The sequence below is a fragment of the Gallaecimonas sp. GXIMD4217 genome, assembly GCF_038087665.1.
GTDB lineage: Bacteria > Pseudomonadota > Gammaproteobacteria > Enterobacterales > Gallaecimonadaceae > Gallaecimonas.
Genome location: NZ_CP149925.1, coordinates 2,100,440 through 2,113,495 on the forward strand (window position 1 = coordinate 2,100,440; position 13,056 = coordinate 2,113,495).

14 protein-coding genes are annotated in these 13,056 nt (G+C 65.1%); 6 read left to right on the forward strand and 8 right to left on the reverse strand.

Annotation, left to right across the window (positions count from 1 at the left end; all coding sequences use genetic code 11):
- Nucleotides 1-63 precede the first annotated feature (63 nt).
- From WDB71_RS10320 to pspA, 8 genes are all read right to left on the reverse strand, one after another.
- Entirely contained in the window at nucleotides 64-402 is a 339-nt protein-coding gene (locus WDB71_RS10320) for a 4a-hydroxytetrahydrobiopterin dehydratase (RefSeq protein WP_341501497.1), read from the reverse strand.
- Between the two features lie 24 nt (nucleotides 403-426).
- On the reverse strand, nucleotides 427-1,227 hold the full coding sequence (gene phhA, locus WDB71_RS10325; RefSeq protein WP_341501498.1) for a phenylalanine 4-monooxygenase: 801 nt from the start codon (nucleotides 1,225-1,227) through the stop codon (nucleotides 427-429).
- A gap of 119 nt (nucleotides 1,228-1,346) precedes the next feature.
- Entirely contained in the window at nucleotides 1,347-2,510 is a 1,164-nt protein-coding gene (megL, locus tag WDB71_RS10330; protein WP_341501499.1) for a methionine gamma-lyase, read from the reverse strand.
- A gap of 114 nt (nucleotides 2,511-2,624) precedes the next feature.
- Nucleotides 2,625-3,662 (reverse strand): TIGR01620 family protein, encoded by a 1,038-nt coding sequence (locus tag WDB71_RS10335; RefSeq protein ID WP_341501500.1) that lies wholly within the window; start codon nucleotides 3,660-3,662, stop codon nucleotides 2,625-2,627.
- Complete coding sequence (locus WDB71_RS10340; protein ID WP_341501501.1) at nucleotides 3,659-5,062, reverse strand: YcjX family protein; 1,404 nt, start codon at nucleotides 5,060-5,062, stop codon at nucleotides 3,659-3,661. The genes WDB71_RS10335 and WDB71_RS10340 overlap by 4 nt, the downstream gene beginning before the upstream one ends.
- 27 nt (nucleotides 5,063-5,089) lie before the next feature.
- Nucleotides 5,090-5,476, reverse strand: a complete 387-nt coding sequence (gene pspC, locus WDB71_RS10345; protein WP_341501502.1) for an envelope stress response membrane protein PspC — start codon at nucleotides 5,474-5,476, stop codon at nucleotides 5,090-5,092.
- Nucleotides 5,473-5,712: an envelope stress response membrane protein PspB gene (gene pspB, locus WDB71_RS10350; protein ID WP_341501503.1), complete on the reverse strand. Its 240-nt coding sequence runs from the start codon at nucleotides 5,710-5,712 to the stop codon at nucleotides 5,473-5,475. Before pspB ends, pspC begins: the two co-directional genes overlap by 4 nt.
- Before the next feature lie 30 nt (nucleotides 5,713-5,742).
- Complete coding sequence (gene pspA / locus WDB71_RS10355; RefSeq protein ID WP_341501504.1) at nucleotides 5,743-6,414, reverse strand: phage shock protein PspA; 672 nt, start codon at nucleotides 6,412-6,414, stop codon at nucleotides 5,743-5,745.
- 174 nt (nucleotides 6,415-6,588) lie between these two features.
- Here pspA and pspF point away from each other — a divergent pair, with 174 nt between their 5' ends.
- The 6 genes from pspF to WDB71_RS10385 are packed head-to-tail and all read left to right on the forward strand — an operon-like array spanning nucleotide 6,589 to nucleotide 13,016.
- Nucleotides 6,589-7,647, forward strand: a complete 1,059-nt coding sequence (gene pspF / locus WDB71_RS10360; RefSeq protein WP_341501506.1) for a phage shock protein operon transcriptional activator — start codon at nucleotides 6,589-6,591, stop codon at nucleotides 7,645-7,647.
- 60 nt (nucleotides 7,648-7,707) lie between these two features.
- On the forward strand, nucleotides 7,708-9,321 hold the full coding sequence (locus WDB71_RS10365; RefSeq protein ID WP_341501507.1) for an ABC transporter substrate-binding protein: 1,614 nt from the start codon (nucleotides 7,708-7,710) through the stop codon (nucleotides 9,319-9,321).
- Nucleotides 9,321-10,352, forward strand: a complete 1,032-nt coding sequence (locus tag WDB71_RS10370; protein WP_341501508.1) for an ABC transporter permease — start codon at nucleotides 9,321-9,323, stop codon at nucleotides 10,350-10,352. The genes WDB71_RS10365 and WDB71_RS10370 overlap by 1 nt, the downstream gene beginning before the upstream one ends.
- Nucleotides 10,339-11,232 (forward strand): ABC transporter permease subunit, encoded by an 894-nt coding sequence (locus WDB71_RS10375; RefSeq protein WP_341501509.1) that lies wholly within the window; start codon nucleotides 10,339-10,341, stop codon nucleotides 11,230-11,232. The genes WDB71_RS10370 and WDB71_RS10375 overlap by 14 nt, the downstream gene beginning before the upstream one ends.
- Complete coding sequence (locus tag WDB71_RS10380) at nucleotides 11,233-12,240, forward strand: oligopeptide/dipeptide ABC transporter ATP-binding protein (RefSeq protein WP_341501510.1); 1,008 nt, start codon at nucleotides 11,233-11,235, stop codon at nucleotides 12,238-12,240. It abuts the gene before it with no gap.
- Nucleotides 12,237-13,016, forward strand: a complete 780-nt coding sequence (locus tag WDB71_RS10385; RefSeq protein WP_341501511.1) for an ATP-binding cassette domain-containing protein — start codon at nucleotides 12,237-12,239, stop codon at nucleotides 13,014-13,016. The genes WDB71_RS10380 and WDB71_RS10385 overlap by 4 nt, the downstream gene beginning before the upstream one ends.
- Nucleotides 13,017-13,056: the final 40 nt, after the last annotated feature.

Sequence of the window (13,056 nt, forward strand, 5' to 3'; positions counted from 1 at the left end):
TATAACGCCTTCAAAAATAAGGCCATGCTTGTTGCATGGCCTTTACTGGGGGCAAGTGCCGGCTCAGTCCAGCAGGGTGTCGGTCTTGGCCGCCATGATGAAGTCGTTGCGGTGCAGGCCGCCGATGGCGTGGGTCCACCAGGTGACGGTGACCTTGCCCCACTCCAGCAGGATGCCCGGGTGGTGGAACTCGTCCTCGGCCATCTGGGCGACCTTGTTGGCAAAGGCCCAGGCCAGCTTGAAGTTCTTGAACTTGTAGACGCGCTCCAGCTGCAGCACGCCGTCGCGGCTGACGGCGGCCCAGTCCGGGATCTCGCGGATCAGGCTGGCCAGCTCCTCATCGCTGACCTTGGGGGCGTCGGCGCGGCAAGCCTCACATTGTTGTTGGGCCAGTTGTGACATTGTCCTTTCTCCTTCTTTGTTTTGTTAGCTGGCTTGCTTTTCTTTGGGTTCGAATTTGGGTTCAAAGAGCCCCAGGGCCTTGGCTTCTTCCACCTTGGCCATGATGTCCATCTTGGAGATCTCGAACAGGGAATCGATGCCGTCCAGCACGTAGTAGACCGGCTGCATGATGTCGATCCGGTACGGGGTACGCAAGGCATCGACGATAGCGAAGTCGTGGCGCTCCGGTACCTCGGAGTCCAGGGCGTACTGGGTCTCGCCCGGGGACGACAGTATGCCGCCGCCGTAGATGCGCAGGCCGTCGTTGGTCTTGAGCAGGCCGAACTCCACCGTGAACCAGTACAGGCGGGCTAGGTAGACCCTGTCCTGCTTGCTGGCCGCCAGGCCCAGCTGGCCGTAGAGATGGGTGAAGTGGGCAAAGGCCGGGTTGGTCAGCAGCGGGCAGTGGCCGAAGATCTCGTGGAAGATGTCCGGCTCCTGCAGGTAGTCCAACTCCTCCCGGGTGCGGATGAAGGTGGCCACCGGGAACTGCTTGTTGGCCAGCAGCCGGAAGAATTCGTCGAATGGGATCAACGCCGGTACCTGGGCCACCTGCCAGCCGGTGGTCTCGGCCAGCACCTTGTTGACCTCGTCCAGCTGGGGGATGCGGTCATGGGGCAGATCGAGCAGCTTGAGGCCGTCGATGTACTCCTGGCAGGCGCGGCCTTCGATACAGGCCAGCTGCCTGGTGATCAGGGTGTTCCAGATGGCGTTCTCTTCGTCCGTGTAGTGGATGCGCCCATCCGGCCCCGGCATTTTTGATACGTATTTGGTGCCTTTGGCCATGATGCCTTCCTTCCAGTCAGGGGTTCTTTACGTTAGACAGCGACTCTACAGACCCCGCCAGACATGAAAAAGCCCCCTGGAGTGGTCAGAGGGCTTTACGGTCGTAAAGAATTCTTTACTTACAGCCTGTCCAGGCTCTCGGCCAGATCGGCGATCAGCTCCTCGGCCCCTTCCAGCCCCGCGGAAATGCGGATCAGGCTGTCGGTGATGCCCGCCTCCCGCCGCACCTCGGGCTCGTAGGGCGAATGGGTCATGGAGGCCGGGTGCTGCACCAGGGACTCGGCGTCGCCCAGGCTCACCGCCAGGGTGAACAGCTTGAGGCGATTGATGAACTCGGCGCTCTGCTGAAGATCCGCCCTCAGCTCGAAGGCGAGAACGCCACCGGCACCCTGCATCTGGTTACCCAGAAAGCGGTAGCCCGGGTGGGACTTGAGGCCAGGGTAATACACCTTGGCCACCTTGGGATGCCCTTCCAGGAATTCCGCCAGCTGCTGGGCCGTATCGCAATGTTGACGCATACGTAAAGGTAAGGTCTTCAGGCCGCGCAGGATCAACCAGGCGTCGAAGGGGCTGAGCACGGCGCCGATGTCCTTGATGACGGTCATGCGCATCTCCAGCATGCGCTCGGCACTGCCGCAGACGATACCGGCGATGACGTCGCCATGGCCGTTGAGGTACTTGGTGGCAGAGTGCATCACCAGCTCGAAGCCGTACTTGAGCGGCTGTTGCAGCACCGGGGTGGCGAAGGTGTTGTCCACTATGCCCACCAGGCCATGGTCGCGGACGATGGCGCCTATGGCCTCCAGGTCGATGACCTCCAGATTGGGGTTGATGGGCGACTCCAGGAACAGCGCCTTGGTGTTGGCCTTGACCGCCTTGGCCACCTCTTGGGGCTGGGTCATGTCGACGAAGCTGACCTCGATGCCGAACTTGGGCAACTGGTGGCTCATCAGCGCGAAGCTGCAGCCGTACAGGGCCTTGGACGCCACCAGGTGGTCGCCGGCCTGCAGGCAGGAGAACAGGGTGGCGGAGACGGCAGCCATGCCGGAGGCGGTGGCCACGGCGGCCTCGGCCCCCTCCAGGGCCGCGACCCGCCGCTCCAGCTCATCTGTGGTGGGGTTGCCGAGGCGGGTGTAGATGGGCCCTTCCTCTTCGCCGGCGAAGCGGGCGGCGCCCTGCTGGGCGCTTGCGAAGGCAAAGGTGGAGGTCTGGTACAACGGCGTGGCCAGGGCCCTGTAGGGATCCTGGTGATCCCGGCCGGCATGGATGGCGAGGGTCGCCATTTTTCCCCAATTGGACATCTGATGCTGCTCTTGTGTAACAAAGTTGTTGCAGCCTAACCAGGCCCGGATTGGGGGCACAATAGATATCAGATCCTACCAGTTAACCCATTGATTTTAATCTTCTTTTTTTAGATTTCTGGCCGTCCGCAAGGCCGCACCTGGCACCTTCAGCAGATCCTTGGCCAGATCGGCGATCAGGCCCTGGCGGCGTTTGGCCAGCTTGTGGGTCTCGTCCTCGTCCAGGGGCAGGGGCCGGCACAGCCGCACCGCCTGCCAGCCCAGCCGGGCGGTGAGCAGGCCGGCGCCGACGCCCTGGGCGGCCCGGCCGGACAGCTTGCCGAGCAGATCGGCGCCGATGGCGGTCATGCCGGCGTCCAGGATCAGCTCGGAGCTGCCGGCATAGATCAGGTTGATGAACACCTGGCGGATCAACTTGACCCGCGACCAGTAGCCCAGCTCCAGGCCGTAGACATGGGCGATCTCACGAATGAGGCGCAGGTTGCGCCACAGCACCACCAGCATGTCGGTGATGGCCAGGGGGCTGATGGCCACCATCAGCGCCGCCTCGCCGGCATAGCGGCGGGTGACGGCGAAGGCCCGCTGGTCCAGCTCGCTGAGCACCTGCTGGCGGAACAGCTGCTGGACCTCGGCGCCGTTGTGGTGATCGGACAGCCCTTCCAGGAACTGCTGCACGGCCGGGCTCTGGCTGAGCTGGCGGCTGCGGCAGCTCTGCTCGATGAGGGCCAGGGCCTGGTTGCCGTCATCCTCGCTGGCGGCCTGGCGCTGCAGCTGCTCGGCCTTCCTGAGCGCCTTGAGGGCCCGGTATTCCCGCCACAGGGCCCGGCCGCCGCCGACGGCCAGCAGTGCCGTGGCGGCGCTGAACAGGGCCGCCAGCACCGGCAGCTCCTGCCAGAGCTGCCACAGCGACCAGCCGCTCTGGCCAAGGATGCCCAGGCTCAGCAGGCCCAGGCCCCAGCGTAGCCAGGGCCGGCGTTTGGCCGGCCTCAGGGCCCGGGTCACCGCCTCTTCCGGCCGGCTTTCCACCAGGGGTTGGAAGTCGGCCTCGTCCAGGCTCTGGGCGGCCCGCAACCGGGGCTGCTGACGTTCGTCGTGCCCCTCTTCCAGGACGGCGCTCTTGCGAATGTCACTCATGACAACTTGTCTCCCAGCAGGTACTCCAGGGCCTTGTCCATCCGTACCTGGGGCAAGGGGGATTGCAGCTCAAGCGGCGGTGCGAAGCGGTGGAATTCGAAGCCCTGCCGGCTCCAGAAATCCGCCTGGGGCAGGTTGTGGGGCACGTCGCCGGGGAACAGGGTCACCGCCTTGCCGCTGTCCAGGCGGCCGCGCAGGCAGGGCAGCTGCTGGCCGTCGTGCTCGGCCAGGCCGCTCTGGGTGGCGCAGATGGCGGCAAGGGTGTCCACCTGGGTGTCTATGCCCTCGTAGCGCACCTGCTCCCGGGCCGGGCCGATCAGCTGGCTGATCAGGCTGGACAGGGCCGGGCGCTGGTCCGGGGTCAGGCGGTCGGCCTGGGTGGCGGCGAACAGCACCTTGTCGATGCGTGGCGAGAACAGCCTTCTCAGCACATTGGTACGGCCGTAATGGAAGCTCCTGAGGATCTCCTGCAGGGCCAGCTGCAGATCCTCGAAGGCGGCCCGGGAATGGTTGAGGGACTGCAGGCAGTCCACCAGCACCACCTGGCGGTCTATCTGGGCAAAGTGCTTGCGGTAGAAGCCCCGTACCACCGTCTCCTGGTACTGCTCGAAGCGGCGCTTGAGCAGCTGGTAGAGGCTGCCCTCCCCCGGCTGTTCGGGCGGTTCACCGGGCCAGGGGAAGAAGGCCAGCACCGGCGCGCCCTTGAGCTCGCCCGGCAGCAGGAAACGGCCCGGTTGCAGGAAGGACAGCCCCAGCTCGTGGCGGAAGCGGCCAAGCAGCTCGGCGTAATGGCCGGCCAGGGCCTCCACCTGCACCTCGTCGGCCTGGTCGTCCGCCTCCAGGGCGCCGGCCTGGGCCAGCCAGTCGGCGGCCAGGGCCGCCCTGGGCTCGCTCTGCAGCAGCGCCAGCTGCTGGCGGCTCCACTGCTCGTAGTCCTGCTCCAGCAGGGCCAGATCCAGCAGCCACTCGCCGGGATAGTCGACGATGTCCAGGGTCAGGGTGGTGGGCTCGCCCCAGAGGCCGCGCAGGCCCCCCGCCGCCTGGTAGCGCAGATCCAGGCGCAGCTCGCTGATGCCCTGGGTCGACGGCGGCCAGGCCGGCTCTGGTCCGGTCAGGCCGGCCATGGCCTCCCGGTAACGAAAGCGGGGCAGCTCGGGATGGGGCTGGGCCGCCAGCCGGGCGCCCAGGTAGCGCTCTTCGGCCACCACCGAGAAGAACGGCTGGTGCACCGGCTGGCCGCCGTGCAGCAGCTGGTCAACCAGGGACGTGATGAAGGCGGTCTTGCCGGCCTGGGACAGGCCGGTCACCGCCAGGCGGACGTTCTGATCCAGGGTCCGCTTGAGGGCGTCCGAGGTCTGGGCGGCCAGCTTCCTGACCTTGGGGTGGGATAGCAGGGACATGGGGGAAGGCGCCCTCCTTGAGCGCCATCAGAGCTTGTTGATCTCCCGGTCCAGCTGGAAGGCCGGCGAGGTCACAAAGGTTTCAAGGCCACGCAGGCGCTTTTCCAGGCGCTGGAACTGCAGGTCCAGGTCGTGGAGGGCCTGGCGGGGCGGCTCGCCGGCCTGCCAGACGGTCTGCTTGACCTCCAGGGGCTTCTCTATCCTGTGGTTGTTCTCCGGCGGGGCCTTCTCGAGGATGAACCACAGCGCCACATAACCGACCAGGAAGAAGGAGCCGGACAACAGCACCCCGGACAACACCACCACCCTGACCAGCCAGACTTCCCAGCCAAAGTAGTGGGCGATGCCGGCACAGACGCCGCCCAGCTTGCCTTCGTCGGGGTAACGGTAGAAGGGCTTACGTTCAGGGGTCATGACTTGCTCCTCCAATCCGGGGACTCGGCATCCAGCAGGCGCTCGAGGGTGGCGATGCGGTCGGCCATGGCCTCAGCCCTGTGGCTGAGGCCGACCAGCTGTTGACGCTCATCATCGGACAGCCCCTGGGTTACCTGACGCTTACTGCGGTAGTGCATGATCAACCAGATGGGTGCCACGAAAATCAGGAACAGCACCAGCGGGGTCAAGATCAGGGCCAGAATAGCGTCATCCATAGGGGTCTCCTTTAGCTCCAGGCGGTTGGGTTATTTTTGTTTTTTCTTGGCCATCTTGGCCTTCAGGGCTTCCAGCTCCTGGTCGACCTTCTCACCGGCCTCGAGGGCGGCGAACTCGTCGTTCAGGGTCTTGCCCTTGCCCATTTCGTATGACTCTACCTGAGCTTCCAGGTCATCGATACGGCGTTCGTACTGGTCGAACTTGGCCATGGCGTCGTCCACGCGGCCGGTGTCGAAGCGGCGCTTGACGTCCAGGCGGGTCTCGGCGGACTGCTTGCGCAGCACGATGCTCTTCTGGCGGTTGCGGGCGTCGGCCAGCTTCTCGTTGAGCTGCCCCACTTCCTCGTTGAGCTTGGCGATGTTTTCCTCCACCTGGGCCAGCTCGGCCTGCAGGGTGGCAACGGCCTCATCGGCACGCTGGCGCTCGATGAGGGCACCGCGGGCCAGATCTTCGCGCTCCTTGGACAGGGCCAACTCGGCCTTGCTCTGCCAGTCGGCGGCCTTCTCTTCCAGCTTGGCGATACGGCGTTCCAGATCCTTGCGCTCGGCCAGGGCCTTGGCGGACAGGGACCGCACCTCCACCAGGGTGTCTTCCATTTCCTGGATGATCAGGCGCACCATTTTTTCCGGATCTTCCGCCTTGTCCAACAGGGCGTTGAGGTTGGCGTTAACGATATCCGCAAAGCGAGTGAAAATACCCATAAGCTGCTTCCTCTTTATTGTCAGCTGGTTTGGCTTGCCTAGACCTATCCATGATCCGTGCCAGGCTGACAAAGGCCTTATCTGGCTGATTTTTATAGGGAAAAAATGCTAGCACATTGTTAAGATGTTTGCGATATCATTAGTTCAACCAACTTTTGGCGAAAATCACCAACTATGGCAGCCACGCGGCAACACGATAATCTCCTGGGCCAGGCCAACAGCTTCCTGGAAGTGATAGAGCACGTTTCCATGGTCGCTCCCCTCACCAAGCCCGTCCTTATCATAGGCGAGCGGGGCACCGGTAAGGAGCTGATCGCCGAGCGCCTGCACTTCCTGTCCAGCCGCTGGGATCAGAACTACCTCAAGCTCAACTGCGCCGCCCTCAACGAGAACCTGCTGGAGTCGGAGCTTTTCGGCTACGAAGCCGGCGCCTTTACCGGGGCCGGCAGCAAGCGCCATGAGGGCCGTTTCGAACGGGCCGACGGCGGCACCCTGTTCCTGGACGAGCTGGCCAACACCTCCGGCCTTATCCAGGAGAAGCTGCTGCGGGTCATCGAATACGGCGAGTTCGAACGGGTCGGCGGCAGCCGTACCATCAAGTCGGACGTGCGCCTGATCTGCGCCACCAACGAGGATCTGCCGACCCTGGCCGAGCAGGGCAGCTTCCGGGCCGATCTGCTGGACCGGCTGGCCTTCGACGTCATCACCCTGCCACCGCTGCGCGAGCGCCGCGACGACATACTGCTGCTGGCCGAGCACTTCGCCATCAACATGGCCCGCCAGCTGGGCCAGCCACTCTTCTCCGGTTTCAGCAAGAAGGCCCAGCAGATGCTGCTGGATTACGAATGGCCCGGTAACGTGCGGGAGCTGAAGAACGCGGTGGAACGCAGCGTTTACCGCCACAACAACCCGGATCTGCCGGTGCACCAGATCGTGCTCGACCCCTTCGAGTCGCCCTGGCGTCCCAACGGCCGGATCCGCACCCAGGACCGGCTGGCCTCGCCATCCCAGGGCAATCCCCAGCAGGGCGAGGCGGCAGCAGCCCCGGTAAGCGACATCGCCTTCCCGCTGGACTTCAAGACCCTGAGCCAGGACTTCGAGATCGACGTACTGAAGCGGGCCCTGCGCTTTGGGCAATATAATCAGAAGAAAACCGCCGAAGCCCTGGGTCTAACCTACCATCAGCTGAGGGGATACCTGCGCAAGTATGAACTGCTCGACAAGGGTGACTAAGGGCCAAGCCGGTGCTAAAGTTCGCCCCTTAAATCCTGACATTTGAATGGCTTGACGATGATGGCCAAGACGCCCCGCTGGTTCTGCGCCTCCCTGGTCCTGGGAGCCCTGGCCGGTTGCGGCAACCAGACCCAGGAGGCCCTGGCGCGCCAGGGCCTGGTGTATTGTTCGGAAGGCAACCCGGAATCCTTCAACCCCCAGTTGGGGAACTCCGGCACCACCATCGACGCCACCGCCTACCAGCTCTATGACAGGCTCATCGACATCGACGCCGAGTCCGGCGCCGTCATTCCCCGGCTGGCCGAATCCTGGCAGGTCAGCGGCGACGGCAGGCGCTATACCTTCGTGCTGCGCCAGGGCGTGCCCTTTCACCACACCGCCTTCTTCCAGCCCGGCCGGCCCTTCAACGCCGACGACGTCATCTTCAGCTTTGCCCGCCAGTGGGACAGCACCCATCCCTATCACGGCGTTTCCGGCGGCGATTACCCCTTCTTCCAGTCCGTGGGCCTGGACCGGCTGATCGCCGACATCGAGCGCATCAGCGACTACCAGGTGGCCTTCGTGCTCAAGCACCCCGATGCCTCCTTCCTGGCCAACCTGGCCACCGACTACCAGGTGATACTGTCGGCGGAGTACGCCGAGCAGTTGCGCCAGCAGGGCCGGCCGGATCTCATCGACAGCCAGCCCATCGGCACCGGCCCCTATGTGTTCGCCGGCTACCGCAAGGACAGTTTCATCCGCTACCACGCCAACCCGCACTACTGGGACGGCACCGTGGCCATAGACCCCCTGGTCTACGACATCACCCGCAAGAGCTCCAAGCGCCTGGCCAAGCTGGTCACCGGCGAATGCGATGTCACCAGCCTGCCGGTGGCCTCGGAGCTGGACGTGATCGCCGACAGGCCGGAGTTGAAGCTGCAGTCCAAACCGGGCCTCAACGTCGGCTTCTGGGCCTTCAATACCGAGCGACCGCCCCTCAACATCCCCAAGGTACGCCAGGCCCTGGCCCTGGCGGTGGACCACGACAGCATGCTGCAGGCCGTCTACTACGGCACCGGCACCAAGGCCCGTTCGCTGCTGCCCAGCAGCAGCTGGGCCTTCGACGAGCAGGCCCCGGAGCCGAAGCAGGATCTGGAGTTGGCCAGGGAGCTGCTGGCCGAGGCCGGTTTCGAGAAGGGCTTCGATCTGGACATCTGGGCCATGCCCATCTCCCGCTCCTACAACCCCAACGCCCGCAAGATGGCCGAGCTGCTGCAGGCGGAGCTGGCCAAGCTCAACATCCGGGTGCGCATCGTCTCCTACGACTGGAACAGCTTCCGGCGCCGCCTGGCCCGTGGCGAACACGACTCGGTGCTGATCGGCTGGAACTCCGACAACACCGATCCGGACAACTTCTTCACCCCGGTGCTGTCCTGCAGTGCCCTGGCCAGTGACGCCAACAGGGCCAACTGGTGCGATCCCGCCTTCGACGCCCTGCTGGCCCAGGCCCTGAGTACGGCCGACAGGGAGCTGAGGCGCAAGTACTATCTCGAGGCCCAGCGCTACCTGGCCGAACAGATGCCGGTGGTGCCCATCGCCCACAGCCTGCGCTTTCTGGCCAGCCAGACCGATGTCGAGGGCATGGAGCTCAAGGCCTTCGGGGCCATCTCCTTCGTCCGCGCACGGAGGCAATGATGCTGGCCTATACCCTGCGCCGCCTCAACCTCTTCATCATTACCCTGCTGCTGCTGGGCCTGGTGGCCTTCAGCCTGACCCACCTGGTGCCCGGGGATCCCCTGCTGCACCTGGTGGCCATCGACGGCCTGAACCAGATGGAGGTGACCGAGCTCAGCCGCCACTACCACCTGCACCAGTCCTACCCGGTGCAGTTCTACCACTACCTGGGCCGGGTGCTGGACGGGGATCTGGGCCTGTCCCTGGCCACCGGCCAGCCGGTGGCGGATGATCTGCTCAAGGCGGCCCCGGCCACCTTGGAGCTGGCCCTCTACGCCATGGCGGTGGCGCTGCTGATCGGCATCCCCGCCGGCACCCTGGCCGCCATGTACAAGCGTTCGGCCACCGATTACGCGGTGCAGAGCCTGGCCCTGCTCGGCTATTCCATCCCCATCTACTGGTGGGCGCTGCTGCTGGCGATGCTGTTCTCGCTGCAGCTGGGCTGGCTGCCCATCTCGGGACGGCTGAGCCTGCTCTACGAGATCCCCAGGGTCACCGGCCTGCTGCTGGTGGACATCCTGCTCTACGACAGCCCGCTGCGCGCCGCCGCCCTTGGCGACGCCCTGCGCCACCTGCTGCTGCCGACCCTGGTGCTGGCCACCGTGCCCACCACTGTGGTGACCCGGCTGATGCGCTCGGCCCTGAGCGAGGTGCTCAAGCAGAACTATATCCGCGCCGCCAAGGCCAGGGGCTGGCCGCTATGGAAGGTGGTGTGGCGCCACGGCATGCGCAACGCCCTGCTGCCGGTGGGCCAGCAGGTGGGGCTGCAGTTCTCCGCCCTGCTCACCGGCGCCATGATCACCGAGAGCATCTTCAACTGGCCCGGCCTCGGCAACTACCTGATCAATGCCATCTATGCCCGGGACTACCCGGCCATCCAGGGCGGCCTGCTGCTGCTGTCCGCCTTCGTCATCCTGGTGAGCGTGTTGAACGACCTGATCTTCATGGCCCTGGATCCGCTGAAGAGGAAGCGTCTCTATGCCCAGGCCTAACCTCTACTTCGAAGAGCGTATCCCTTCGCCGCTGCTGCGTACCTGGCTGGCCTTCAAGGCCAGCCCCATGGCCATGCTGGGCCTGTACCTGATGGGCTTTCTGCTGCTGGCGGCCCTGGTCGGCCCCTGGATCGCGCCCCACGGCCCCAGTGCCCAGAACACCGAGGCACTGCTGGTACCGCCGTCCTGGGACCAGTCCGGCCATGTGGACTACTTCTTCGGCACCGACGATCTGGGCCGGGACCTGCTGTCGCGGCTGCTGCACGGTGCCCGCCTGACCTTCGGCAGCGCCATACTGGTGGTGCTGGCCGCCGCCGTGGTGGGGGTCAGCATCGGCGCCCTGTCCGGCATGATGAAGGGCATCAAGTCGTCCGTGCTGCACCATTTGCTGGATACCCTGCTGTCCATCCCTTCCCTGCTGCTGGCCATCCTTATCGTCGCCATCCAGGGGCCGGGCCTGGACAGTGCCCTGATCGCCGTCTGGCTGGCCCTGGTGCCCCAGTTCGTCAGGGCCACCCACAATGCCATCGCCGACGAGCTGGAGAAGGAATACGTCATCGCCGCCCGCCTGGACGGGGTGCCCCCAACCCGGCTGATGCTGGACGTGATCTTTCCCAATGTCACCGAGGGCATAGTGCACCAGCTGGCCCTGGCCCTGTCGGCGGCCATCCTCGATATCAGTGCCCTCGGCTTTCTCGGCCTGGGCGCCCAGGCGCCCCTGCCGGAATGGGGCACCATGCTGTCCGGCGCCATGGAGCTGGCCTACCGGGCCCCCTGGACCGTGACCCTGCCGGGACTGGCGATACTGGTTTCCGTCCTGGCCACCAATCTGGTGGGCGACGGCCTGCGCAAGGCCCTCGGTGCCCGCCTGGAGCAATAAATGAGCCTGCTACTTGACGTACGCAACCTGACCATAGAGCTGGAAACCCCGGCCGGACGGGTCCAGGCGGTTGAACGCATCAACCTGGGCATCAGGGAAGGCGAGATCCGCGGCCTGGTGGGCGAGTCCGGCTCCGGCAAGTCCCTGCTGGCCAAGGCCCTGATGGGCCTGGAATCGGAGAGCTGGACCGTCCATGCCGACCGCATGCACTGGAAGGGCGTGGAGCTGACCGATCTCGAGCCCCAGGACAGGCGCGAGCTGATCGGCAAGGAGCTGGGCTTCATCTTCCAGGAGCCCATGAGCTGCCTGGATCCCACCCAAGAGCTGGGCCATCAGCTGGAGGAGGTGATCCCCATGGCCGGCTGCCCCCTGCCCCGCTGGCACCTGCTGGGCCGGGCCAAGTGGCGCCGCCAGGAGGCCAAGGCGCTGCTGCACCGGGTCGGCATCAAGCACCATCAGCGGGTGATGGATTCCTATCCCCATGAGCTCTCCGAGGGCCTGTGCCAGAAGGTGATGATCGCCATGGCCATCGCCAGCAGCCCCAAGCTGCTCATCGCCGACGAGCCCACGGCCCAGATGGAGACCACCACCGAGGCGCGGATCTTCCGGCTGCTGGCCAAGCTCAACCAGCTCGGCAACATGTCGGTGCTGCTGATCACCCACGACCTGGAGTCCATCATCAAGTGGAGCCACAGCATCACCGTCATGTACTGCGGCCAGACCGTGGAGACCGGCTCCACGGCCCAGATCACCCAGTCGCCGCACCATCCCTATACCGAGGCGCTGCTGCGCTCCATTCCCCATTTCGAGTCGGATCTGGAGCACAAGAGCCTGCTGCACACCCTGCCCGGCTCCATACCGCCGCTGCAGCACCTGCCCATCGGCTGCCGCCTGGGGCCGCGCTGCCCCAACGCCCAGAAGACCTGCGTGCAGAAGCCCGACGTCACCAAGATCAAGGACCACAGGTTCTACTGTCACTACCCCATCAACCTGGACAAGCCCAAATGAGCGCCCTGCTGACCGTCAACGCGCTGGCCAAGACCTACATCAACAGGCGCGGCCTGCTGCGCAAGGAGGCCGTGCAGGCGGTGCAGGATCTGTCCTTCGAGCTGGAGGCCGGCCAGACCCTGGCCATCGTCGGCGAGACCGGCTCCGGCAAGACCACGGTCGCCAAGCTGCTGACCGGCGCCGAAAGGCCCAGCAGCGGCCAGATCAGCCTCGAGGGCCAGGTGGTGGACAGCCACACCGAAGGCAAGGCCTGCCAGTGGATCCGGATGATATTCCAGGATCCCTCCACCTCCCTGAATCCCAGGGTGACCATAGGCCGGCAGCTGGAGGAGCCGCTCAAGATCAACACCGAGCTGGGCGGTGCCGAGCGCTGGGCCCTGGTGGAGGCCACCCTGAGGCGGGTGGGCCTGCTCAGCGAGCATGCCGACTACTACCCGCACATGATCTCGGGCGGCCAGAAGCAGCGGGTGGCCCTGGCCCGGGCGCTGATCCTCGGTCCCAGGATCCTAGTGCTGGACGAGGCGGTCTCGGCCCTGGACGTGTCCATCCGCAGCCAGATCCTCAACCTGCTGCTGGAGGAGCAAAAGCGCAACGATCTGGCCTATGTGCTGGTCTCCCACAACATGGGCATCGTCAAGCACATCAGCGACTATGTGCTGGTCATGGACCACGGCCAGGTGGTGGAGCGGGGCCCCACGGCCCAGGTCTTCGCCAACCCCAGCCACGAGGTGACCCGGCGCATGCTCTACGCCCAGAACCTGCTGGGCAAGAGCTGAATCGCCGCCATCAGAAAGGCCGCCCAGGGGCGGCCTTTTT